Annotated in this window: 22 protein-coding genes; 18 read left to right on the top strand and 4 right to left on the bottom strand. The window is 49.0% G+C overall.

The features are described from left to right. The first annotated feature begins 4 nt into the window (after positions 1-4). Genes AB4Z29_RS02115 through AB4Z29_RS02105 form a run of 3 tightly spaced genes read left to right on the top strand, consistent with a single transcriptional unit; the run spans position 5 to position 2,220 of the window. Positions 5-238, top strand: coding sequence for a prepilin peptidase (locus AB4Z29_RS02115; RefSeq protein WP_441941493.1), 234 nt, complete (start codon positions 5-7; stop codon positions 236-238). Position 239: 1 nt separating this feature from the next. Beyond that, positions 240-518, top strand: a complete 279-nt coding sequence (locus tag AB4Z29_RS02110) for a hypothetical protein (protein ID WP_441941492.1) — start codon at positions 240-242, stop codon at positions 516-518. Positions 519-549: 31 nt separating this feature from the next. After that, positions 550-2,220, top strand: coding sequence for a DUF6382 domain-containing protein (locus AB4Z29_RS02105; protein ID WP_441941491.1), 1,671 nt, complete (start codon positions 550-552; stop codon positions 2,218-2,220). Positions 2,221-2,222: 2 nt separating this feature from the next. Here the strand turns inward: AB4Z29_RS02105 and AB4Z29_RS02100 are convergent, their stop codons facing one another. The 3 genes from AB4Z29_RS02100 to AB4Z29_RS02090 form a co-directional block, all read right to left on the bottom strand. After that, the gene (locus AB4Z29_RS02100) at positions 2,223-3,125 is read right to left on the bottom strand and encodes a TIGR01777 family oxidoreductase (protein ID WP_441941490.1); all 903 of its coding nucleotides are present in this window, start codon (positions 3,123-3,125) and stop codon (positions 2,223-2,225) included. 26 nt (positions 3,126-3,151) lie between these two features. Continuing rightward, entirely contained in the window at positions 3,152-3,652 is a 501-nt protein-coding gene (locus tag AB4Z29_RS02095; protein ID WP_441941489.1) for a hypothetical protein, read from the bottom strand. 158 nt (positions 3,653-3,810) lie between these two features. Then, on the bottom strand, positions 3,811-4,248 hold the full coding sequence (locus AB4Z29_RS02090) for a DUF2621 domain-containing protein (RefSeq protein WP_441941488.1): 438 nt from the start codon (positions 4,246-4,248) through the stop codon (positions 3,811-3,813). Between the two features lie 100 nt (positions 4,249-4,348). On the opposite strand from AB4Z29_RS02090, the gene AB4Z29_RS02085 reads away from it, so the two are divergent. From AB4Z29_RS02085 to AB4Z29_RS02035, 11 genes are all read left to right on the top strand, one after another. After that, a complete protein-coding gene (locus AB4Z29_RS02085; protein ID WP_441941487.1) occupies positions 4,349-5,479 on the top strand; it encodes a deoxyribonuclease IV in 1,131 nt (376 codons plus the stop codon). A 55-nt stretch (positions 5,480-5,534) separates the two neighbouring features. Next, complete coding sequence (gene purU, locus AB4Z29_RS02080; protein WP_441941486.1) at positions 5,535-6,437, top strand: formyltetrahydrofolate deformylase; 903 nt, start codon at positions 5,535-5,537, stop codon at positions 6,435-6,437. Between the two features lie 157 nt (positions 6,438-6,594). Next, positions 6,595-8,613 (top strand): transketolase, encoded by a 2,019-nt coding sequence (tkt, locus tag AB4Z29_RS02075; protein WP_441941485.1) that lies wholly within the window; start codon positions 6,595-6,597, stop codon positions 8,611-8,613. Positions 8,614-8,662: 49 nt separating this feature from the next. After that, positions 8,663-8,980 (top strand): pyrimidine/purine nucleoside phosphorylase, encoded by a 318-nt coding sequence (ppnP, locus tag AB4Z29_RS02070; protein ID WP_441941484.1) that lies wholly within the window; start codon positions 8,663-8,665, stop codon positions 8,978-8,980. Between the two features lie 307 nt (positions 8,981-9,287). Further along, on the top strand, positions 9,288-10,145 hold the full coding sequence (locus AB4Z29_RS02065) for an ABC transporter permease (RefSeq protein WP_441941588.1): 858 nt from the start codon (positions 9,288-9,290) through the stop codon (positions 10,143-10,145). 14 nt (positions 10,146-10,159) lie between these two features. Beyond that, positions 10,160-11,041 carry a carbohydrate ABC transporter permease gene (locus tag AB4Z29_RS02060; RefSeq protein WP_441941483.1) on the top strand — a complete coding sequence of 294 codons (882 nt, stop codon included), beginning with the start codon at positions 10,160-10,162 and terminating at the stop codon, positions 11,039-11,041. 40 nt (positions 11,042-11,081) lie between these two features. Next, positions 11,082-12,782 carry an extracellular solute-binding protein gene (locus AB4Z29_RS02055; protein ID WP_441941482.1) on the top strand — a complete coding sequence of 567 codons (1,701 nt, stop codon included), beginning with the start codon at positions 11,082-11,084 and terminating at the stop codon, positions 12,780-12,782. A gap of 90 nt (positions 12,783-12,872) precedes the next feature. After that, positions 12,873-14,621, top strand: a complete 1,749-nt coding sequence (locus tag AB4Z29_RS02050; protein WP_441941481.1) for a cache domain-containing sensor histidine kinase — start codon at positions 12,873-12,875, stop codon at positions 14,619-14,621. Then, positions 14,614-16,245, top strand: coding sequence for a response regulator transcription factor (locus AB4Z29_RS02045; RefSeq protein ID WP_441941480.1), 1,632 nt, complete (start codon positions 14,614-14,616; stop codon positions 16,243-16,245). Before AB4Z29_RS02050 ends, AB4Z29_RS02045 begins: the two co-directional genes overlap by 8 nt. A 10-nt stretch (positions 16,246-16,255) precedes the next feature. Next, complete coding sequence (locus AB4Z29_RS02040) at positions 16,256-17,707, top strand: family 43 glycosylhydrolase (protein ID WP_441941479.1); 1,452 nt, start codon at positions 16,256-16,258, stop codon at positions 17,705-17,707. Positions 17,708-17,943: 236 nt separating this feature from the next. Next, entirely contained in the window at positions 17,944-18,444 is a 501-nt protein-coding gene (locus tag AB4Z29_RS02035; RefSeq protein WP_441941587.1) for a DUF420 domain-containing protein, read from the top strand. 93 nt (positions 18,445-18,537) lie between these two features. Here the strand turns inward: AB4Z29_RS02035 and AB4Z29_RS02030 are convergent, their stop codons facing one another. Then, positions 18,538-19,443, bottom strand: coding sequence for an NAD(P)-dependent oxidoreductase (locus AB4Z29_RS02030; RefSeq protein WP_441941478.1), 906 nt, complete (start codon positions 19,441-19,443; stop codon positions 18,538-18,540). Positions 19,444-19,611: 168 nt separating this feature from the next. On the opposite strand from AB4Z29_RS02030, the gene AB4Z29_RS02025 reads away from it, so the two are divergent. The 4 genes from AB4Z29_RS02025 to AB4Z29_RS02010 all read left to right on the top strand — a co-directional run bounded on the left by AB4Z29_RS02025 (position 19,612) and on the right by AB4Z29_RS02010 (position 23,477). Continuing rightward, positions 19,612-20,961 carry a glucose-6-phosphate isomerase gene (locus AB4Z29_RS02025; protein ID WP_441941477.1) on the top strand — a complete coding sequence of 450 codons (1,350 nt, stop codon included), beginning with the start codon at positions 19,612-19,614 and terminating at the stop codon, positions 20,959-20,961. 36 nt (positions 20,962-20,997) lie between these two features. Then, positions 20,998-21,630 carry a YigZ family protein gene (locus tag AB4Z29_RS02020; RefSeq protein ID WP_441941476.1) on the top strand — a complete coding sequence of 211 codons (633 nt, stop codon included), beginning with the start codon at positions 20,998-21,000 and terminating at the stop codon, positions 21,628-21,630. 288 nt (positions 21,631-21,918) lie between these two features. Beyond that, positions 21,919-22,680, top strand: coding sequence for a sulfate ABC transporter permease subunit CysT (cysT, locus tag AB4Z29_RS02015; RefSeq protein WP_441941586.1), 762 nt, complete (start codon positions 21,919-21,921; stop codon positions 22,678-22,680). Next, positions 22,680-23,477 (top strand): sulfate ABC transporter permease subunit, encoded by a 798-nt coding sequence (locus tag AB4Z29_RS02010; RefSeq protein ID WP_183569143.1) that lies wholly within the window; start codon positions 22,680-22,682, stop codon positions 23,475-23,477. The genes cysT and AB4Z29_RS02010 overlap by 1 nt, the downstream gene beginning before the upstream one ends.

Here is a 23,477-nt window from a genome sequence, read left to right as displayed (position 1 = left end):
ATGAATGGACCTAGTTCCGACAACAGCAATTGCCCTGCTTTTAGTGTGGGCGTTTATTACGGATTTGAAGTCTCAGATTATTCCTAACTATCTTACGCTGAGCTTTTTTATCGGCGCGTTTATCTACCATATCGCCTCAAACGGAATGGCCGGAGCGGGTACGGCTGCTGTCGGAACGCTTGCTGGCTTTGTGCCGCTGCTGCTCCTTCATATCGCCAAAGGGATAGGCGCCAGGTGATGTGAAGCTGTTCGGAGCATTAGGCGCATGGGCGGGAGGGGTATTGGTCCTGCAGCTGATGTTTTATGCGATTCTGTACGCGGGAATAATCGGAGTTATTGTTCTCGCAGTTAATCGTGCTTTTGGGAAGCGGGTGGCGGCAGGGGTCACTGCCATTCTCACACCTGCATCGGGGTGGAGAAAGCCTGAATGGCTGCGATGGGCAAACTCAGGCAAAAAGTTTCCTTTCATGCTGGCGGTGGCGCCAGCTGCTGTTACCGTATGGACGATTATCAATTAAAGCTGGATGCTTGGGAGGAGAGAATATCGCCATGCAACGTTTTCGCATTGATTTTGCAATGAATCAAGGACATGAAATGATGATTGACCGTGAAAGCGGGATATACAGAAGTGAGCTGGACGATATAGAGCTCCAAATGCTTCGGAATGAACAGATTCCCTATTTACTGCACATCGATTGGTTTGAGCTGGATGCTAGAGTCACTTTTCGTTATAGGCTTTCTGGCAAAAGAATGCTACTACATCGGCTGCAACAGCAGCAGCTAACAATGGAGGAGTATTACATTCTCCTTCTTGGCGTTGTGGATGCGCTCTTTGGATGCAGAGACTATATGCTGCGTCCGGAAGGCTGTCTCCTTGATGAGCAGTTTATTTTTATAGGAGAAAAGCTCCATGACATTGCTCTTACCTACGTGCCGATTAAGGCTGACACGAACACTCAGGCAATGGGAGCAGGTGATCTTTTGTCATTGGTTATACGCTTCACTTCCTATATCGATCAAATAGATGGCGAAGGCTTGAAGCGGGTTCTGCATCATTTAACGGGGAAGAAATGGCCCTTGGAGGAGCTTCGTCACACGCTGCTCGATTTAATTGGGGATGTTCCTTTAAAGCAAGACGGAGCTATGCAGCAGCGAGAAGCGCAACAGCGAGAAGTGCAGCAGCGAGAAGTGCAACATCAAGAAGTACAACATCGAGAAGCGCAACAGCGAGAAAGGCAGCTTGTAGGGAAAGCGCTATTGCCAGAAAAGCAAACACAAAAGATGTACGGGCAGAGTATCTCTCATCCGAAAGGGCATTCTGATAGAGCGCAAGAACAGAAGCAGCCAGCCGTAATGTACGCAGATCCCTTGCTTAAGCCAAATCTATACATGGATTCCTATCAACCGCATGAGGTTTCGAAAGAATTTGATTTGGAATTTATGAAGGATTCGGAGACCGAGTCCGATTCTGAGTCAAAAGGGAAGGGGAAATGGATAGGAACGGCTGCGCTTCTTGTTGCGGCAGCTTGTATCTGGCGCTTTGTATACCTCGCCTCACCAACCAAGCAAAGCTTGCTTCTGTGCGCGGGAATAACATTGCTCCTGCTGGCAGTTTCTTTATGGTTATGGAGAAATGGATGGGATCGGAAGGTTGGCCCGGAAGACATGGAGGATGCGAACCAGCAGCCTTATTATGAGCAGGGGAAGTTTAATGGTTCTGATCATTTAGACATAGCGAGGGAGTATGAGAGCTCGAACATAATAGACGTTATGGATACTCCTATTGAAGCAAGCGTGGTTAAACAAGCTGCGTCGGTTCATGTCGTTGCTGCCAAACCGATTTACCCTAGCGTTGACCCTACTGTATGGCTGAGTCCGGACCAAGAGCAGCTTGAGCCTCAACATTCATCTGCTTTGTGGCTTGAAAGAAGCTTGGCTGGTGAACGAACAAGGCTGGAACTGACTGAAAGCAGTTTTAAAATCGGCCGTATTGGCGAGAAGGTAAGCTATGCGGATCACGCTAACGGAATATCGCGTCTTCATATGGAATTTGAGTATGAGGAAGGTCATTACATGGCAAAGGATCTGGGGTCAAGAAATGGAAGCCTGCTGAATGGACAAGTTATGGTCCCCTATAAAAGCTACAAGCTGAATATAGGAGATATTGTCCAATTAGCAGGCGAGCAAGGGCCTGCTTATGAGCTGAAAGCTGGGAAGTGAGGTTACCCGCCTCCGACTAATTCATTCATCGCGCTGTCTACTGTTGGATAACGGAAGGTAAAGCCGTGATCAACGGATTTTCGGGGGTAGGCACGTTGGCCATCCAGCAATAGCGTCGACATCTCGCCAAACAAGGTACGCATCACAAAAGCGGGAACAGGGAACCAGTGAGGTCTGCCCATGGCCTTGCCAATTGCCCTTCCAAACGTATCATTCGTCACGGGATCTGGCGAACAACCGTTTATCGGGCCATTTATGTCTTCATGGTCAAGAATGAACAAGAGCATTCTAGTCATATCAGTTAGATGAATCCAAGAAAGCCACTGCTTTCCGCTGCCGATTTTGCCACCGCCGAATAAGCGGTAAGGCATAGCCATTAACGGGAAAGCTCCTTCCTTCTTATCCAGCACAACGCCTACCCGGAGCTTTACCAGCCGTTTAGCAGGGATGCTGTCTGCAGCAAGTTCCCACTTCTGCACCACCTCAGACAGGAAGTCCGTTACGTTCGTAGCACTTGTTTCATCGAAGCTTCCATCCGCAGAAATACCGTAAGCCGATATGCCAGAAGCATTCAAAACGAGCGGCGGTTTATGCTTTAGCGATTGAGCAAGCTCGGAGACGCGGGCTGCTGCCGTAATTCTCGAATCCATTACCCGCTGCTTGGCAGCGGTTGACCAGCGTTGATTAATAGATTCGCCTGAGAGATTAACAATCGCATCGAGTCCTTCCAATAAAGAAGGTACAGCCTCAAGCTCGTCCCAGGTCAACCTGTTCAGACCTGGGCGTTTTGGTTCGTTCTTCGAATGGCTTCTCGATATAATCCATACCTCGTCATTTCTATTAAGCAGCGCTTCTTTCAGAGCGCTACCGATAAAGCCAGTCCCTCCGGCAATTGCAACCCGCATTCCCACTCGCTCCTTTGTTAACCCCGTTACTTCACTTCCTCGATTTTCACAAGCCAGTTCTGCTTAACGGTAGCATCGCCTTCAATCGATTTTTCCGTGTACTCAAACTTGACTTTCGCGTTATCTGGCAATGCTTCAAGTTGGCTTTTGAATTCATCCGTTATTTGCAAAGGTATGGCGCCTGCCGCTGTTTCAATCTCTATAGAGTGCGAGTCGATTAGACCGCTGTATTTGCCTTCATTCACCTTTACCGGGCCAGCCGGTGCTTCAGTTGGGCTTTCGTTATCTGCTGTAGCAGTTGGCTCTGCTGTTGGTTCGGGTGCCGATACATCGGGATCGAGCACACCGCTTTCTTCGGGCAAATCCGTTACAATCGGAGATTCCTCCACGTTTCCTGGTTGATCATTTCCGGCAGCGGGCTTGTTATCATTCGCACCGCCGCATGCTGCTGTCGCGAGCATCACTGCTAAAAGAACGGCTCCTGCTGCTGCTTTTTTGCTTTTTTTGCGTCTTGATGAGTTCATCATGAGAACCACCTCCTGCTTGTTATAACGAAATGGATGCTGGTTAGGTTACATATTTATATTTAACCTTAATGCTGCAGCGTGAAGCAATTGTAAGGAAAGGATGTCTGTCGGTCTGAAAAAATATAAATGAGTTTAAGCCGCAAAACCGCGGCTTAAACTCATTTATTAAGTAGATGCTTATAGGGAGCGTAGTCAATCCCTTGACGGTCAAGAAAGGTAACTAAGCTGCGGTAATCACGTTTTGGAGTGGCTCGTATGTAGCCTTCGATGCAATGCGCGCGAGTAACGGATGAAGCACCGTGCTCGATCGCAACCTGGCCGATTTTGGCAGCGATTGAATGCTTGGCTATATCGCGGAATGCACTCGGAACCGGAGATACAAGCTCGTCGAGCAGCGCCTTGGAATCATCGTTCCACATGCTGCGGCTGCGTTCCACCCAATAGTTCTGCCAATCGAGCTTGGACTTGCCGTCCCGCATCGGAAGCACCTTGAGAAATTTGCGAAACATGAAAAACCCGCCAATCGACATGGCGCCAACCATGACGACCGCCCAAAAAACGATAAAGTACATAAACCAATCGGGCGCAACTTTCATACTTGTCTTTCACCTCAATAATGAATTATACCGTATTCCTAGATTTATTTCGACATTCCTTGTAAAATAAGGTTTGATAACCGAAAGGGGCGTAAAATTTATGTTGAAAATAGGTTCCCATGTATCATTTTCGGACAAGGGGCTGCTAACGGCAGCACAGGAGGCCGTATCCTACGGCTCAGGTACATTTATGATTTACACCGGCGCACCTCAGAATACGAGAAGAAAGCCGATCGATAGCTTATATATTGAAGAAGGCAAGGCGCTTATGGAGCAATCGGGCATCAATGAGATTGTCGTCCATGCGCCTTATATTGTAAATTTGGGCTCCTATAAGGATTCGACATTCGAGCTTGCGGTTTCTTTCTTGCAGGAAGAAATTCTCAGAACCGATTACATCGGTGTTCGTAATATTGTCCTTCATCCCGGCGCTTATACGGACAAGGATGCCGAGTTTGGCATAGCTCGCATTGCTGAGGGCTTGAATGAAGTACTAGCGGGTACAAAAGAAACCAATGTGAACATCGCGCTTGAGACAATGGCAGGCAAAGGGACGGAAATTGGGCGCAGCTTTGAAGAGCTGGCAGCTATCATTGACAAGGTACAGGACAACCATCGCCTGACTATATGTATGGATACATGCCATATGCATGATGCGGGTTATGATCTGATTGATGACCTGGATGGCGTTCTAGAGCAGTTTGACCGTCTGGTGGGACTTGACCGCGTAGCCGTGGTTCATGTCAATGACAGCAAAAACGCTCGCGGCGCGGGAAAAGACAGGCATGCTCCGATCGGAGCCGGCTGGCTGGGGCATGACGCGATCTCACGTATCGTGCATCATGAGGGGCTTAAAGGGCGTCCGTTCATTCTTGAAACGCCATGGATTGGCAAAGAAGACAAAACGGAACGGCCTATGTATGAAGTAGAAATTGCACTGCTGAGCGACAATGGCAGAAGCCGACTTGGAGAACCGTTCTTTGAGGACGTAGAGCGCCTTCATCATTTCTTTGGTAAACAGGACATTGATCCGAGAGCATTCGTATTGTCTGCTTGGGATGTCCTGAGAACAGACGCGAAGGCCAAGAAGGCAGATCCGCGCGAGCCGATGGAGCGACTGTACGATCTTATCGTGGCAGGCGAAGCGCTGCCTGAGGGTCTCACCGAAGAACAAATCAACCAACGTATTACAGCTTGGTTTGGCGGCAAAGAGCTGCTGGCTAAGATCTAATTATAAAGAGGTACGTACATTCATTTATATTGCGCTGAAAGGAAGTTAAGAGTCCATGTCATCACAATCCAACCCGCCAGAGGTTCAAAACGGGGCCGGCGGAAAAGGCGGTCGCGCACGAATGCTTATCTCGTGCCCGGATCGCTCGGGAATCGTAGCGGCTGTTTCCCACTTCTTATATGAACACGGTGCGAATATCGTACAATCGGACCAATATACCATGGATCCGGAGGGCGGCATGTTTTTTATCCGCTTTGAGTTTGACCTGAATGATTTGGAGAAGGAGCTTCCGGTATTGGTTGAAGATTTCGCCCGGGTAGCCGATCGATTCGATATGAAATGGCATACCTTCCGCGCGAGCCGCAAGAAAAGGCTTGCCGTGTTCGTATCCAAAGAGGATCATTGCCTGCTCGAGCTGCTGTGGCAGTGGAAAGCAGGAGATCTGGATGCGGATATCTCCATGGTTATCAGCAACCACCCGGACATGCGGGAGCTCGTGGAATCGTTCGGTATCGAATACCACCATATTCCGGTGACTGCTTCAACGAAAGCAGAAGCAGAACGCAAACAAATGGAGGTTGTGGCGGACAAAGCGGATATCATTGTTTTGGCCCGTTACATGCAGATCATTTCTCCGAAGTTTATTGAGCAATTTCCAAACCGCATTATTAATATCCACCATTCCTTCCTGCCTGCATTTGTCGGAGGAAAGCCATACGCGCAGGCTTATACGCGCGGCGTAAAGATCATTGGCGCAACCGCGCATTACGTAACCGAGGAGCTGGATGGCGGACCAATCATCGAGCAGGACGTTCAACGTGTCAGCCATCGCGACAATGTGGATGATTTGAAGCGGATTGGCCGGACAATCGAGCGTGTCGTACTCGCCCGTGCGGTGAAATGGCATATTGAAGATCGCGTAATCGTGCATAATAATAAAACGGTTGTATTCAATTAGCTGTATTTTTATGCGGTATACTTAATTTTTATGATGGAAAACAAGCATGCAGAGTGATACAATATTCAAAGTTATTGCGTACTGGTATGACGTTGTATCGTTAATGAGAAACCATATAACGAGCCGAAATTAGATTAGACTATAGGAGGAAATAGGAATGACGGTTACACAAAAATCAATTGAACAGCTATCCATCGATACGATCCGTACGCTTGCGATCGATTCGATCGAGAAAGCAAAATCAGGACATCCTGGCATGCCAATGGGAGCTGCTCCAATGGGCTACCAGCTCTTTGCAAAAAATATGAAGCATAACCCGGCAAATCCGACATGGATTAACCGCGACCGTTTTGTATTGTCAGCAGGACATGGTTCCATGCTGCTTTACAGCCTGCTTCACCTCTCGGGCTATGATCTTCCGCTTGAAGAGCTTCAAAACTTCCGTCAATGGGGTTCTTTGACTCCGGGACATCCTGAGTTCGGCCACACTGCTGGTGTAGATGCGACAACGGGTCCGCTTGGACAAGGTATCGCAATGGCTGTTGGTATGGCGATCGCAGAAGCTCAGCTTGGCGCTACTTACAACAAAGAAGGCCATGATCTAATCAACCACTTCACATACTCGATTTGCGGCGACGGAGATCTGATGGAAGGCGTTTCCCACGAGGCAGCTTCTTTCGCAGGTCACCTTCAGCTTGGCAAATTGGTTGTTCTATATGATTCAAACGATATCTCGCTTGATGGCGAACTGAGCCTTTCGTATTCCGAAAGCGTTCAAAAACGCTTTGAAGGCTACGGCTGGCAGGTTCTTCGCGTAGAGGACGGCAACGATCTTGCTGCTCTATCCCAAGCGGTTGCGGAAGCGCAAGCTGATTTGTCCAAACCGACATTGATCGAAGTTAAAACGGTTATCGGTTACGGAAGCCCGAACAAAGGCGGAAAAGGCGGACATGCCGGTCCTCACGGATCGCCGCTTGGCGCTGACGAGACCAAATTAACGAAACAAGCGTATGGCTGGTCGGAAGAGCACCAATTCCACGTGCCTGACGAAGTTCGCGCTCATTTCGCAGATGTGAAAAGCAGTGGCGAGCAAGCAAACGCAGCTTGGGATGCGGCATACGCAGCCTATAAAGCAGCTTTCCCTGAGCTTGCTGCTCAATTCGAGCTAGCCATCTCCGGCGCATTGCCAGAGGGCTGGGATGCTGACCTTCCTGCATACAAAGTAGGAGACAGCGCGGTTTCAACTCGTGTCGCTTCCGGCAACGCGCTAAACGGACTTGCCAAAAACGTGCCTACGATTTTCGGCGGATCAGCTGACCTTGAAAGCTCGACTATGACTCACTTGAAAGGCTTGACGCAATTTAAGCCAGGCAGCTACGATGGCCGCAACCTGTACTACGGCGTTCGTGAATTCGGTATGGCTGCTGCAATGAACGGTATTGCCCTTCATAGCGGTTTGAAAGTATTCGGCGGTACATTCTTCGTATTTACCGATTACCTTCGTCCTGCTGTTCGTCTTGCCGCATTGATGAAGCTGCCAGTCGTATACGTACTTACGCATGACAGTATCGCTGTAGGCGAAGACGGCCCTACGCATGAGCCGATCGAGCAGCTTGCTTCGATCCGTATTATCCCTGATCTTACGGTTATTCGTCCTGCCGATGCGAACGAGACTTCCGCAGCATGGGCTTATGCGGTCCAGAACACAGGCAACCCGGTTGCCCTTGTTTTGACTCGCCAAAACCTTCCGATTCTTGAAGGTACGGTTGAAGGCGTTCATGAAAATATTCGCCGCGGCGCATATGTTGTATCGGATGCAGAGGGCGGCAAGCCGCAAGCTCAAATCCTTGCTACAGGCTCTGAGGTTCAACTTGCGGTTGCCGCACAGAAGGCTTTGGCTGAAGAGGGCATTCAAGTTCGTGTCGTAAGCATGCCAAGCTGGGATCTGTTCGAGAAGCAATCGAAGGAATATAAAAACTCCGTGATCCTTCCTGAGGTTAAAGCTCGCCTTGCGATCGAAATGGCTCATCCGTTCGGCTGGGAGCGTTACACGGGAGATCAAGGCGATATTCTTGCCATCGACCGTTTCGGCGCATCCGCACCTGGCGATCGCGTAATCAAAGAATACGGCTTTACCGTTGAGAACGTTGTTAGCAAAGTGAAAGCATTGCTGTAATAACGACTTACAGCTTAACATCTGACAGATAAGGGAGATCACGACAACCATGTCTCAATTCGATAATGTATCCATCGTCAAGAAGGCTAACGTCTACTTCGACGGTAAAGTGACAAGCCGCGTTGTATTATTCGCGGACGGCACTAAAAAAACACTCGGCATTATGCTGCCGGGCGATTATGAGTTCGGTACGGATTGCGTAGAAATCATGGAGATTCTCGCAGGCGATTTGAAAGTGCTTCTACCTGGCGAGACGGAGTGGATTCACATTCAAGGCGAAGGTGAATTCACAGTGCCTGCGAACACGAAGTTCAAGCTTCAGGTTGCTGAAGTATCTGACTATTGCTGTTCGTATATCTACGAATAAGCTGGATTTGATTAACGAAGAGGCCTTCCCGATAGCGGCGATTCATCGCCTAAGGGAAGGCCTCTTTTTTTGTTTCTGCCATAGAGGTAGAGGCCTTTGAACGCCGTTAAAGCTACACGCTTCATATTCCCTAATATCGTGCTACCAATCTTAAAACATTGTCATATAAGGATGGGGCCAGAGAAGGCTACAATTACTCCTGTAACCGCTAACATAGACAGATCGAAAAGGGTGAAAGGGGGAGAACCTATTGAAGCAACGGATTGCACGGAGGTGGAATTTAAAGCTTACCTGGCCGCTCCATGTGATGCTGGTGCCTGGTATTGTGCTGGTCCTCATCTTCTCGTATTTGCCCATGCTGGGACTGGTCATGGCCTTCCAGGACTTCCAGCCGCAGCTCGGCTTCTTCCGGTCGGACTGGATTGGGTTTGAAAACTTTAAGCTGATGTTTGAATATCCGGATGCCCGACAAGTGATATGGAATACCTTGCTTATCGCGGTAATCAAAATCATTGCTCATCTAATCGTTCCGCTCGTGTTCGCGCTTCTGCTTAACGAGGTTCGGAAAATGTTGTTCAAGCGTTTTGTACAGACGTTTGTTTACCTGCCGCATTTTCTATCATGGGTTATTCTCGGCGGTATTTTGCTGGATATGCTCTCGACAGACGGCGGTCTGGTCAATCAAGCGCTTGGTTGGCTGGGCATCGAGCCGATTTTTTTTCTAGGCAACGGCGATTGGTTCCGGTTTACGGTTATCGTGAGTGATGTATGGAAGGATTTTGGATTTTCGACCATCATTTTTCTGGCAGCTCTTTCTGGCATTAATCCTGATTTTTATGAGGCCGCGCTTATTGACGGAGCCAATCGCTGGCAGCAAATGCTGAAGATTACGCTTCCGTCACTCATTCCGATCACGATTGTTGTTGCGACATTGTCGCTCGGAAATATTTTAAACGCAGGCTTTGATCAAATTTTTAATCTGTACAATCCGTTAGTGTATGAAAAAGGCGATATTATTGATACTTATGTGTATCGCGTAGGCTTGATTGGCGGAGACTTTGGTTTCGGTACCGCAGTAGGCGTGTTCAAGTCACTTGTCAGCTTCGTACTAATCGTTATTTCGTACCGGCTCGCCTACAAGCTGGCCAATTACCGCATTTTCTGAAAAGGAGGAGCCTCATGCATCATCGATCATTAACATATCGGATATTCTCAGTATGGAATGGCGTGTTTCTAGCACTCCTGTCATTCCTGTGTATTGCTCCTCTGCTTCACGTGCTTGCGGTATCATTCAGCTCATCGGCGGCCGCAGATGCGAATATCGTGAAGCTTTGGCCGATCGGCTTTTCATTGGAGGCTTATAAGGTAACACTATCAAATGAGCATTTCGTAGGTTCGTTTGTGAACTCCGTTCTGAGAACCGTGATTGGTACGGCCGTTGCCGTTGGTTTGTCCGTGCTGATTGGTTATTCCTTATCCAAGGAAACGAATGAATTCAAGGGCCGCAATATGTATGCTTGGTTTTTTGTTTTCACGATGCTGTTCAGCGGCGGCCTCATTCCCGGATATATGATCGTTCAGAAGCTAGGTTTGCTGAACTCGATCTGGGCGCTGGTGCTTCCGGGCGCGGTTAGCGTGTATAATACCATCTTGTTGATGAATTTCTTCCGAACCTCAGTTCCGAAAGCGTTGGAGGAAGCCGCTTTTATCGACGGAGCAGGACATTTCCGGGCGCTATGGAGCATCTATCTGCCGGTCTCATTGCCTTCGCTTGCCACGATCTCTTTGTTTACGATGGTTGGGCATTGGAATGCATGGTTTGACGGCCTTATCTATATGACGCAAACGGATAAATACCCGATGTCTACCCTGCTGCAGACGCTGGTGGTACAGCGTGATTTGAGCAGCATGAACGTGAATGCTGACGAGATGAAGGAGCTCTCCAACCGTACGGTGAAGACGGCTCAAATTTTTATCGCAACGCTGCCGATTATCGCGGTTTATCCATTTTTGCAAAAGTTTTTTGTCAAAGGGATCGTGCTCGGCTCCGTAAAGGAATAAGACTTGTTAGACATTGAAGAATATTAAGGGGGAACTCATTTTGAATAAACGTTGGATGAAGTTTGTTGCCGTAATGACGGCACTCATTATTTGCATGGGGCTGCTGGGCGCATGTGCAGGTTCAAATGAAAATAAAGGCAGCGCAGGTGAAGCTTCGGCCGATCCGGAGAAGCAGGCTGAGGTGAAAAACGTATTGGAGACGGGGAAATTCAGCGAGCCAGTCAAAATGGATATCGTTCGGCAGATGACCAGCGACGTTAAGTTCCGAAGCGGAGAGGACATCAACAATAATCCGCATGTCACCTGGGCAAAAGAAACGTTTAATATCGATTTGAATTATGTGTGGACGGCTGACAGCAGCTCCATTGATACAAAAATTAGACTGCTGCTGTCTGCGAATGAGGATCTGCCGGATATCGTGCAATACCGAGGCTCGCAGGATGTAGTCGATGCATTGATCGACTCGGGTAAATTTGTTGAGGTCGGCGAATTGTTTGAACAGTATGCCAGCGAAACGTATAAGTCTGCGATGGCTGAGGATCCAAGCGTCTGGAATCCATACGTGCGTGACGGGAAAAAATTTGCGATTCCGGTATTGGACTACTCCAATAATAATGATACGGTCCTCTGGATCAGAGATGACTGGATGAAGAAGTACAAGTTGCAGGCTCCTGCTACGATTGAAGACATGGAGAAAATGATGGACCTATTCGCGAACGAGGATCCTGACGGTAACGGCAAAAAGGATACGGTAGGACTCGCGGTAGGCTTGAAAAATGGCATGAACACATGGGGCCTTGCAGATGCCGACTTCCTCTTTGGCGCTTATGGTGTCATGCCGGCTCAGTGGAATACGGATAGCGACGGGAAGCTTGCTTACGGCTCTATTCAACCAGCGGTGAAGACGGTGCTCAGCAAGCTGAAGGATTGGATGGATAAGGGGTATATCCATAAGGAAGCAGGGCTGCATGACGAAGGGAAAGCAGCAGAGCTGTTCTCATCAGGCAAAGCAGGTATCGTTGCTGCGCCATATTGGGCTGGGGGCTGGCCGCTTCCAGCGGTTAAGGAGGTTGACAAAAATGCGGACTACAGCGCCTATCCGCTGCCAGCAGGGCCAGACGGCCATATTGGCCGGAGCCAGTCGGGCGTGAGCAACGGGGTTGTTTTGATCAACAAAAACTTCGAGCATCCGGAAGCATTTTTCCTATATGCCAACTATCTCTACGATAATCAAGGTGATCCACAGGCTGGAAGTCCGCTTGAATATGGGTTTGAAGAGGGTTATGATTACTTGACTAAAGATGGGCAGCCAACTTGGGATCCTGCACAATTCCCTGAAGACAAGCCTATTATGAACGTGGGTAAATATACACTGCTGTTTGACGGCGCCCGTATTCCATCGCTCGTTATGAAGACGTTGAACGATTTGGACAGCGGCAAAGAGCCGGCTACTGCCTTCGAGAAGAGATCTTCAATGGATATGGACAAAAACATACATGGCGGCGCCGTTAATTTTAGCCAGATTCAGTATGCGATACCGAACCTATATAATGGCTCTCCCACGAAGACATATAAGAAACGCTGGGATTTCCTGAACAAGAGCGAGAAGGAAACTTTCAATAAGATCATCTACGGAGAAAGCCCGCTCGATGCCTTTGATACGTTCGTGGCACAATGGAAATCCTCCGGCGGAGATACGATTACGGATGAGATTAATGAATGGTACGATTCTGTGAAATAAACGAATAAGCAACATCGGGTTCAAGGCTGGCACCCGTTCCCCCTACAGGGGGAATCGGTGCTTTTCCTTGTCGGAGAGGCGGCATACCTAATGGAAAAATCGAATATTTTCAAAAAAATATTGGCCATTCTGGGATTGCTGCTCATTCCGTTCGTGGCGCTTTACACCTATTCCAACCAAGTCAGCGTTCAGGTCGTGCAGGAGGAGATCCAGCAAAATAACCGAAATAAGCTCTCTTTCCTCGTTCAGCAGATCGATGATGAATTCGACCAGTTCATGACCTCAGTTAACAACTTAGGCATAGAGCCGAGAGTGATTTCTTTTATTGAAATGGACCCGGAGTCAAGCGGCTACGATTCCTTCCAGCTGAAGCTGGAGCTCCAGGAGGAGCTTGAAAGACGCGGCAACACGGGCGGCTGGTCCCATTCGTATACGCTTTATGCACCTATGTCGGATCAGGTTGTGAGCACCCACGACTCAATAACGTTTAAGAAGCTGTTTCGAGATGAAATCGTGAACAAACCTGTTGATCCTTTCATTTGGAAATTTAACTCTATGGATAATTCCCGCGTACCCGACTCGTTCGTATTTCGGACGATAGAGCCTTTGTCGGCTTACGATCAAACGGATGAAGCGGACCTTATCGGTGAAATAAGAGTGGATGTCAAAAATATTGGGGATATGCTGACCTCATTCAAGTCGGACAGCTCAGGCGATCCGTTTCTGTATCATCCGGATTATTCTCCGATCGTGACGCGAACGGCAAACATGGACCGCATACATGAGCTTATTCCTTCAATTGAGGCAAGAAGTCAATTGAAAGAAGAGCAAGGCACGTTTATCACCTCGCTGCAGGACGCGCGTTACATGGTCAATTTTATTAAATCAGAAACTATCGGCTGGTATTTAATTGAATATGTGCCGCTCGAAAGCATCTTGTATCCGATCACATCGAGCAGAAACTGGTTTTGGCTGTCGATGAGCGTGATTGCCATCATAAGCGTGCTTGCTGCTTTCCTGCTTTATAAACATGTGCAGGTGCCGATACGGGAGCTTTTCTTAGCCGTCAAGCGCCTGCGGAAAGGGGATTATACGGTTCGCGTTGACAGCGGCAAAAGGGATGAATTCGGTTATTTATTCGACCAGTTCAACTTAATGAGCGAACAGATTGAAGACCTTATTGAACGCGTATACGAGGAGAAGCTGCGCTCTAGAGAAGCCACATTAAAGCAGCTTCAATCCCAGATCAATCCTCATTTTTTATACAATTGCTTGTTTTTTGTGAAAAATATGACGCGTCTTGGCGAGAAGGAGGCCGTTATGGCTATGGCGGTTAAGCTGGGCGAATATTACCGCTATACCACGCATGTGGACCAGCAGAATACGACGGTCAAGGATGAAATGAACCTGATTCGCAATTATTTATCCATCCAAAACATGCGCATGAATCGTATCCAATTCAAAATTGATATTCCGGAGACGATGGAGGAGATTGCACTGCCGCGGTTGCTGCTTCAGCCCATTGTTGAGAATGCCATTATTCATGGCATCGAGCAGAAGGAGAAGGCTGGAGAGATAAGCATTAAAGGCATGGCAGCGGCGAACGAATACGTCATTATGATCGATGATGACGGGATCGGCATGAACGACCATTCACTCACGGTGCTGAGGGAAACGATAAGCATGCCTGGTGAAGCAAGCGGTAGCTGCGGAATGAGGAACGTACATCAACGGCTTGTTCATAAGTACGGCAGCGGGTCGGGGCTTGAGCTTGAGCATTCTCCAGCGGGAGGCTTAAGGGTGATTGTGCGGTGGAAGGAGGGCGACGAACGTGCATGAGATATTGATCGTGGACGACGAGCGATCGGTTGTCGAAGGAGTTGCCGCGACGCTGCCTTGCGATGATCTGAAAATCGGCATGGTGCATAAGGCATTCTCTGTAACGGATGCACTCGCGATTATTAGGCAGCATCCTATCGATCTTGTGATTACGGATATTCGCATGCCGGGGATATCCGGATTGGAGCTAATGGATAGAGTGCATGAGCTTTCCTCATCCACGCAGTGTATTTTATTGACAGGGCATGCTGAATTCGAATACGCCAAACGTGCGATTACTGGCGGGGCATCCGACTATCTGCTGAAGCCGGTTGATGACGAAGATTTGATTCAAGCTGTCGGCAAAGCGCTTGGAACCGTTCGGAGAGAGTGGGAGGAGCTCGTATCCCGTGATAATACGATGAAAACGATGCGAGACAACTTGCCGCTGCTGCGTAGAGACTTATTAATGGAGCTGCTGCAGGGGCATTCGATTCCGGCTGAGGCTTTAACCGATAAGCTGTCACAGCTTCTGATTCCAATATCTGAGCATGACAGAGTTGCACTGCTGCTCATTCGACTGGAGGAGCCATTCGTTCATTACGGTTATAAAGACCGTACTCTCCTTGAATACGCCGTCAGCAACGTAGCGGAGGAAGTGCTGCGGGAGAGCTGCCAGGTTTGGACTGGCAAGGAAGCACATGGATATTTAGCTTTTGTAATAAAAAGAAATCATGCAAAGTCGCGTGAATGGACCAAGCCCGCCGTGAAGGAGCAATTTATGCGGCTTGGCGAGTTGATTCAGCGGCAAGTTGAAACCTATCTAAAGGGCACGGTCTCGGTCGTAATTGGCGAGGAGGGGGCATTTCCAGCCCACTTGGGTGCCTCGTATAGCGGTGCGCTGGCCGCGTTCCGCAAACATATCGCGCGAGGCAAGGGCTACTTGCTGTCATTAGGAGAGCATCAAGAGAAAGCAGCAGTGCAAACGCTCTCGCGGCTATATGAGCCCCCTACGCTTCCGGATTTGCTGGAAGCCGGACGTTGGGACGATTTTGAAAAAAAGCTTAGTCTTATCTTTGAGGAGCTTGAGACACAATTCGGTGACTCTGCTGAGCATGCCTTCGAAACGTTCTGCGCTGTGACAGGCGCATTGTCCTTTATTGCCCATAAGAGCGGATACGGATTATTCGAGTTTCTTGAATCGGGCGATCGGGCATCGTTGAACTTCGAGTCGTTCGAGACATTCGGACAGCTTCGGGATGGTCTATTCCGACTGGCAGCGATTATGCGTTCATCGCTTGAAAGAGAAGCAGCTGACGGGCATAGCAAGCTGATATACAAGGTACAGCGATTTATCGAGGAGCATCTGGACAGGGCGATCTCGCTGCAGATGATTGCAGAGCGTGTTCACTTGCATCCCGTCTATGTATCCCAAATGTATAAAGCAGTAACAGGGGAAAGCTTGACCGATTATATGCTTCGCATTCGAATGGAGAAATCGGCTCATTTGTTGAAGACTACGAATCTTAAAATCTACGAGATCGGAAATAAATTCAGCTATCAGAACGCGACCTATTTCATAAAGCAATTTAAAAAGCTGTACGGGATGACACCTCAGGACTACAGAGACCAGCATTCGGTCTAATCGAAGGAGGATGAATGAGATGGAAAACGGGGCTGCGATTCGTAACGGAACGGCATGGATGGACAATAGCGGAGAGCCGATAAGAGCGCACGGCGGTTGGATGCTGCAGGAAGCCGGTTATTTTTATTGGTTTGGCGAGGATCGAACGGACGGCAAGAAGGTGTCCTGTTACCGTTCGAGAGACTTATATCATTGGGAGAGCAGAGGCGCGGTGCTTACGCTTGCATCCAAGGCAAGCCCGGTGTATTACAGGACATCGCTTGCACTTGTTATGGTTGACCAGGAAGACAACGGCTTCGGGCAAGGCGCCGTCATTGAGCGGCCAAAGGTGCTTCGCAACGAGAGAACAGGCAAGTATGTCATGTGGATGCACTGGGAAAATGGCCGCAATTATAGCGATGCCCGCTGCGCGGTTGCGACGTGCGATACGATTGACGGCGAATATGTCTATCATGGGAGCTTTAACCCGATAGGCCATATGTCGAGGGATTGCACGGTATTTCAGGATAGCGACGGCAGCGCCTATTTTATTTCGGCTGCAAGGGATAATGCAGACCTGCTTGTTTACCGATTGTCGGACGATTATTTGAGCATCGAAGAGCATGTCAAAACATTATGGCCCGGGCAATATAGGGAAGCACCGGCTGTAATGAAGCGAAATGGGATCTATTTCCTCGTTACATCGGCTTGTACGGGATGGCTGCCGAATCAAGGCGCGTATGCCTATTCCGACAGCTTGACAGGCAGATGGTCGCAGCTTATTCCTTTCGGGGATACTACCACTTACGATACGCAGCCAGCTTTCATAGTGCCGCTGCAGTCGCAAGGAGAAACGAGCTATTTGTATGTGGGAGACCGCTGGGACCCGTCCCATTATCATCATTCTTCCTATGTATTTCTGCCAATAAGCTTTCCTTCGGATAAAGAGCTAAAGCTGGAATGGGCGGATCGGATAACGATTGACCTTACAACCGGACAGATTGAACCGCAATTGACTCCGAGCGGCTTGCACCGGATTAAAAGCTGCGGAACAGAGCGGTATGCAGCCGTGGAGATAGGAAATGGAGGGAACGCTAAGGTGGGTGGACATATCCTTTCGTACGCTTCGGAAGCGCAAAAATGGATGGTTGAGCCTGCTGAGGAAGAGGGATATATTCGAATCAGAAGCAGGACAGACGGCAGATGCCTTGCCGTAAAACGATTATCAGACGGTGGTTTGCTGCGCGATGAGCTGTTTGTACTAGAGGGAAGCGATGCCTCCGGTTGCAGCGAATGGTTGATGGATGATAGGAATGCCGAGAGCGGCGTTTTGATTCGCAACCGAACGACGGGTAAAGTGCTGAGCGCGGGTTTCGGTACGGAAGACCGCAGAAACGCGCATATTCATGTTACAGACGAGGTCGAGCATGACCCTCGCAAGGGACGCGATCCGCAGCGATTCGAGATTTTGAACGTTTATTAGAAAATAGGCTGAAATAGATTGCCGCCGTAGGAGAGCCGGGCACTGGCTTTTCTATGGCGGTATTTGTATGTAGAGGTCTTAACAAAATTCGATTATTTGTGATAAATAGAGTGGAAATCCGATTGCTTTGGATGATGTAAATCATTTATGTTAAGAGAGTAGAAAACGCCTGTGATTAAAGCATTGACGCGTTTGATTAGGAGGTTATTCGCTTGAAGGAAAAAAACGTCGGACCTATGGTAGCCATTCTGTCCATCGTCTTAGTTGCCATCATAACGGTGCTGTTCTTTTTGCCTGCTTATGACGGAGAAATCGGATTTGATGTTAAGCTGTTGCCGCTGCTGAATGCGATTTTCAATTGCTTCACCTTTGTTTCGCTAGTGGTTGCTTTGGTGTCCATTATGAAGAAGAACGTTAAGCTTCATCGTGCATTTATTGGTGCTGCTTTTACGTCAACTACGCTGTTTCTTGTCTCGTATGTGACGTATCATTATTTGACGGAATCAACGAAATATGGCGGGGAGGGCGCACTGCGCTCGATTTATTTCTTTATTCTGCTCACGCATATTTTGCTTGCGATCGTCGTTGTTCCGCTTGCGCTGCTGTCAGCTGTACGCGGCCTGCAGATGAAACTGGACAAGCATCGCAAAATCGCGAGATGGACGATGCCGATCTGGCTGTATGTTAGCTTTACGGGAGTGATCGTATATTTGATGATTTCTCCTTACTATTCATAATCCGATGAAAAGCCGACCTTGTGGTCGGCTTTTGGCGGTTTAATTGGAGTGAATCATGTATCAAAACTACAAATAAATCATTCGTTAATTTTTCTAGTGCACCTGATCGGCTTTCCCGCTCAGCTTGCGGCCGATCCACTGCTCGTACGCTTGGCCAACGCTGGACATATCGAGCGCGCCTAGGCCCATCGCATCACCTACTTGGAATAAGCTTTTGGAAGCTTCAAGCAGTGGCGTAGGCACGTTAAGGCTGTCCGACAGCACGGAAGAGAGCCGAAGATCCTTCAGCATGAGCTCAAGCGAAAATTGGACGTCGTAATTACCCTCTAGCAGCTTGGGCCCTTTCATCTCTGCTGCTCTGCTTGCCGCACCGCCGGATTGGACGAGCTCGACGAACGCATGGCCGTCAATGCCGCCGCTTGCTGCGATGGCCATCCCTTCCGCAAGTGCAACTACGTTAATGCCGACGATCGTATTATGCGCAAGCTTTGCAATTGACCCGCTGCCGTTTGGCCCCATCGGGATGACCTTGCGGCCCATAGCAAGCAATATTTCCTCCACCTCGCCAAGTCGATCCGCATTCCCGCCTACCATAAAAACGAGCGTTCCGTCCTCTGCCGCTGGTTTGCTGCCCGTGACAGGGGCATCAAGGAAAGCTGCGTTTTGCGCCTCTGCTTCAGCCGCGAGCTCCTTTGCCAGCATGGGTGATATCGTGCTGCTGTCAATGAGGGTGGTGCCGCTGCGAACGCCTTCGAAAATACCATGCTGACCAAAGTAAACCTCACGAATAGCGGAGTCGTTGCTAATCATCGTAATGACTACATCCACCGAGCCAGCGACTGCAGATGGCGAATCCAGCTCCGTTGCCCCCAGCGCCAGCAAGGAATCAGCCTTGCCAGCGGTTCTATTATAGACGGCTACCTCGAAGCCCTTGCGCAATAAGTTCGCAGCCATTCCGAGCCCCATAACGCCCAATCCGATAAATCCGACCTTTTTCATAAAGAATTCCTCCGCTCCATCTTGTTTTTTAATTGATTATACAGATTCTTCATCAATATTTCATTCTTTGTTGCTTGTTTTTATAAGGTAAATCCGATATTGTAGAGGCTAAGTTGAAAAGCATTATCAAGGCTTTGGTTCACAACATTTTAGGAGGTTTACACTTACATGAGCAAAACAGTTCAGTTTGACTACAGCAAAGCGCTGACTTTCATTGGCCAGCATGAGATCGATTATTTGACGGAATCCGTTCGTCTGGCGCATGAGCAATTACATAACGGGACAGGCACTGGCTCGGACTACTTGGGCTGGATCGACCTTCCTACTAACTATGATAAAGAAGAGTTTGCCCGCATTCAACAAGCTGCCGAGAAAATCAAATCGGATTCCGAGGTACTGATCGTGATCGGAATTGGCGGTTCCTACCTAGGCGCACGCGCAGCAATTGAAGCATTGTCCCACTCTTTCTATAATATTCTGCCGCAAGAACAGCGCAAAACGCCGCAGGTATTGTTCGCAGGAAACAATATAAGCTCGACTTACGTCACTCATCTTCTACAGCTCGTTGAAGGCCGCGACTGGTCGATCAACGTGATTTCCAAATCGGGAACAACGACTGAGCCGGCTATCGCATTCCGTGTATTCCGTGCTGCGCTTGAGAAGAAATACGGCAAAGAAGAAGCACGCAAACGCATCTATGCGACAACAGACAGCGAGAAAGGCGCATTGAAGAAGCTTTCTTCGGAAGAAGGCTACGAATCATTCATTATACCTGACGATGTAGGCGGCCGTTATTCGGTGCTTACGGCTGTAGGCTTGCTGCCAATCGCAGCTGCTGGCATTAACATTGAGGCAATCATGCAGGGCGCTGCCGATGCATCCAAAGAATACAGCAATCCTAATCTTGCTGAGAATGAAGCCTACCAATATGCGGCAGCCCGCAACGCGCTTTACCGCAAAGGCAAGGCAACGGAAATCCTCGTTAACTATGAGCCTTCCCTGCATTTCGTGTCGGAGTGGTGGAAACAGCTATTCGGCGAAAGCGAAGGCAAGGATTTCAAAGGCATTTTCCCGGCGGCAGTCGACTTTTCGACGGATTTGCACTCCATGGGCCAATTTATCCAAGAGGGCAACCGGAACATTTTCGAAACGGTTATTCAAGTCAGAGAAGTGGCTGAGCACATTTCAATCGAGCATGACGATGCGGATCTGGACGGTCTGAACTTCCTAACGGGAAAAACAATGGACTTCGTTAACAAAAAGGCGTTCGAGGGCACGCTCCTAGCGCATACGGATGGCCAGGTGCCGAACTTCATCGTGAACATTGCCGACATGACGCCATACACGTTCGGATACCTTGTTTATTTCTTCGAGAAAGCTTGCGGAATCAGCGGTTACCTGCTTGGCGTCAACCCATTCGACCAACCGGGTGTAGAAGCGTACAAAAAGAATATGTTCGCGTTGCTTGGCAAACCGGGCTTCGAGAAAGAAAAAGCCGAATTGGAAGCAAGGCTGTAGGAGGCCGCTCCCATCGGCATGCGGGAGTCATCGCTTATGCTGGAGAAATTTAGGACGGTCAGGCAGCAGGCTAACGCCGAGAACGTCATTAAGAAATCCCGTTTCATCGGGCATGCGAAGCCGGTCGAGACGGAAGAGGAAGCCGTTGCCTTCATTAATGAAATCAAACAGCTGCATAAGCAGGCGACGCATAATTGCTCGGCTTATCTGATAGGCGAGCGCGATCAGTTCCAGAAGGCATCCGATGACGGAGAGCCAAGCGGAACGGCGGGTAAACCGATTCTTGAGGTCATCAAGCACAAGGGGCTCAAAAATGTCGCCGTCGTCGTAACCCGTTATTTCGGCGGCATTATGCTCGGGGCAGGCGGTCTCGTGCGTGCCTATACGGACGGCGCGGTTGCCGGTATCGAAGCGGCTGACGAGATCGTCAACGTGCTTCATCGAGAAGTTTTTGTCGACGTGGACTATACGTGGTATGGAAAGCTGGAAAATGAGCTGCACAGCAAGGGCACGCGCGTTGGCGGGACGGATTTCACGGATCGGGTTATCGTCCGCTGTCTGCCTGAGAAGCCTGATGCAGAAGCATTTGTAGCTTGGATTACGGATCTCACCCAAGGGCAAGCGATTATTTCCGAAGGTGAAAACGTATATTATATTGAAGGCGAATAAACGGAGGAGGAGCATCAGCATCAGCTGGTCTCCTTTTTTTTGCATACTGGTCAAGACGAAATGAAAAAGCTATAAAAAAATGCTATGAAAGCGATTAGAATTTCTAAATTTTTGATTGACTTAATCCCAGTATGGATGCTACATTATTAATACCTAGTAATATAATAGGAATTATGTTTTTACTTGTTTTGCTACACCTACGGCACGAGCCGATGGTCTGGAGGTTAAGTCACAGTGAATGCTTTGTTTCGCGGGAAAGGATGGAGCTTCGGCTTTCGGAGCGCCATTATGCTTTACTTTATTATTCTAATCGTATTACCTATCCTTGGTATTTACACGCAATCCTTTTCGCTTGGATGGACCCCTTTTTGGGAAAGCATTTCCGATCCGCTCGCTTGGAAAGCTGTGCTGCTGACCGTGAAATTAGCCGTTATCGCAACGCTGCTTAATGTGTTTCTAGGCACCATGATCGGCTGGGTTCTCATTCGTTACCGATTTCCGGGACGACGCTTTCTTAATAGCTTGGTTGATCTGCCGTTTGCATTGCCGACTGCGGTTGGCGGGCTTATGATTTTGCTGCTACTGGGGCCTAACAGCTTCGTAGGAGGTTTGGCAGAGAAAATCGGCATCGAGATCGTGTTCCACGAGCCGGCGATTATCGTAGCGATGCTGTTTGTAACGTTTCCTTTCGTTATCCGTGCCATTCAGCCACTGCTGGAGGAAATGGACAAATCGGAAGAAGAAGCAGCTTATACGCTAGGCGCTACCCGGGCAAAGACATTTTTTAGCGTAATCTTTCCTACGATGCTGCCAGGTATTCTGAGCGGAGCGATGCTCGCCTTCTCTCGCGGTATTGCGGAGTTTGGCGCAGTTGTACTCGTTGCAGGCAATATTCCGGGTAAGACGCTTATCGCATCCGTTTATATTTTTGGAGAAATAGAAAGCAGTAATCCACAGGGCGCAGCCGCCGTATCGGTTATGCTCCTTACGTTATCCTTTCTTATTCTATGGACGGTCAACCTCATTCAAGGCAGGAGGGGCGGCCAATGATGAGAAGGCTATGGATTACGTTAACTTATATCGTATTTGGCTTATTGCTCATTGCCCCGCTTATCAAAATCTTCACAGGCTCATGGGCAGAAGGCTGGAATGGTTTTATTGAAGGCATTACGAGGCCGCAGTCGCTGCATGCGCTGATGATGACCGGGATAATCGTTGTTGTGGTTACCGTATTGAATACGGTATTCGGAATCATGCTGGCCATGTATCTCGTTCGGGCGGAGTGGATAGGACGACGCATCAAGCGCCTGCTTAACAGCTTGGTCGACTTGCCTTTCGCCGTTTCGCCGGTTATCGGCGGTCTGATGATCGTTCTAATGCTGGGTCCAAACACGATTATCGGCACAATGTTTGAGGATGCAGGCATCAAAATCGTTTATGCGCTGCCGGGCATGATTCTGGCTACCTTGTTCGTGACATTCCCGCTCATGGTGCGCGAGGTGATGCCCGTGCTGCAGGAGATCGGCGCGCAGCAGGAGGAAGCGGCATCTACGCTAGGTGCGTACTCCTGGTATACATTCTGGAAGGTGACATGGCCATCGATCCGATGGGGCGTCATCTACGGCGTTGTATTAACGGTAGCGCGCTCGCTTGGGGAATTTGGCGCGGTGCTCGTCGTATCGGGCAACATTATGAATAAAACACAAACGGCTACAACGCTTGTTTATCAGGATGTGGAAAATTTCAACGTGGTTGCCGCCAACGGCGTGGCGCTCGTGCTTGCGGCTTTTTCCGTAGGATTGCTGCTGCTGATGGAATGGGCGAAAAAACGAAAGGAAGTGCATTAA

Origin of the sequence: Paenibacillus sp. 2TAB23, assembly GCF_052115165.1 — a bacterium.
Classification (GTDB): Bacteria; Bacillota; Bacilli; order Paenibacillales; family Paenibacillaceae; genus Pristimantibacillus.
Note: the sequence above shows the minus strand (reverse complement) of the source record. Positions and strands in the feature narration are given on the sequence as shown.

Coding starts and splice junctions, on each gene's coding strand:
- AB4Z29_RS02115 (WP_441941493.1), top strand. CDS start 5: ATGGACCTAGTTCCGACAACAGCAATTGCCCTGCTTTTAGTGTGGGCG.
- AB4Z29_RS02105 (WP_441941491.1), top strand. CDS start 550: ATGCAACGTTTTCGCATTGATTTTGCAATGAATCAAGGACATGAAATG.
- AB4Z29_RS02100 (WP_441941490.1), bottom strand. CDS start 3,125: ATGCGGGTTGCAATTGCCGGAGGGACTGGCTTTATCGGTAGCGCTCTG.
- AB4Z29_RS02095 (WP_441941489.1), bottom strand. CDS start 3,652: ATGATGAACTCATCAAGACGCAAAAAAAGCAAAAAAGCAGCAGCAGGA.
- AB4Z29_RS02090 (WP_441941488.1), bottom strand. CDS start 4,248: ATGAAAGTTGCGCCCGATTGGTTTATGTACTTTATCGTTTTTTGGGCG.
- AB4Z29_RS02085 (WP_441941487.1), top strand. CDS start 4,349: ATGTTGAAAATAGGTTCCCATGTATCATTTTCGGACAAGGGGCTGCTA.
- purU (WP_441941486.1), top strand. CDS start 5,535: ATGTCATCACAATCCAACCCGCCAGAGGTTCAAAACGGGGCCGGCGGA.
- tkt (WP_441941485.1), top strand. CDS start 6,595: ATGACGGTTACACAAAAATCAATTGAACAGCTATCCATCGATACGATC.
- ppnP (WP_441941484.1), top strand. CDS start 8,663: ATGTCTCAATTCGATAATGTATCCATCGTCAAGAAGGCTAACGTCTAC.
- AB4Z29_RS02065 (WP_441941588.1), top strand. CDS start 9,288: ATGCTGGTGCCTGGTATTGTGCTGGTCCTCATCTTCTCGTATTTGCCC.
- AB4Z29_RS02060 (WP_441941483.1), top strand. CDS start 10,160: ATGCATCATCGATCATTAACATATCGGATATTCTCAGTATGGAATGGC.
- AB4Z29_RS02050 (WP_441941481.1), top strand. CDS start 12,873: ATGGAAAAATCGAATATTTTCAAAAAAATATTGGCCATTCTGGGATTG.
- AB4Z29_RS02040 (WP_441941479.1), top strand. CDS start 16,256: ATGAATGAGATGGAAAACGGGGCTGCGATTCGTAACGGAACGGCATGG.
- AB4Z29_RS02035 (WP_441941587.1), top strand. CDS start 17,944: ATGGTAGCCATTCTGTCCATCGTCTTAGTTGCCATCATAACGGTGCTG.
- AB4Z29_RS02030 (WP_441941478.1), bottom strand. CDS start 19,443: ATGAAAAAGGTCGGATTTATCGGATTGGGCGTTATGGGGCTCGGAATG.
- AB4Z29_RS02025 (WP_441941477.1), top strand. CDS start 19,612: ATGAGCAAAACAGTTCAGTTTGACTACAGCAAAGCGCTGACTTTCATT.
- AB4Z29_RS02020 (WP_441941476.1), top strand. CDS start 20,998: ATGCTGGAGAAATTTAGGACGGTCAGGCAGCAGGCTAACGCCGAGAAC.
- cysT (WP_441941586.1), top strand. CDS start 21,919: ATGCTTTACTTTATTATTCTAATCGTATTACCTATCCTTGGTATTTAC.
- AB4Z29_RS02010 (WP_183569143.1), top strand. CDS start 22,680: ATGAGAAGGCTATGGATTACGTTAACTTATATCGTATTTGGCTTATTG.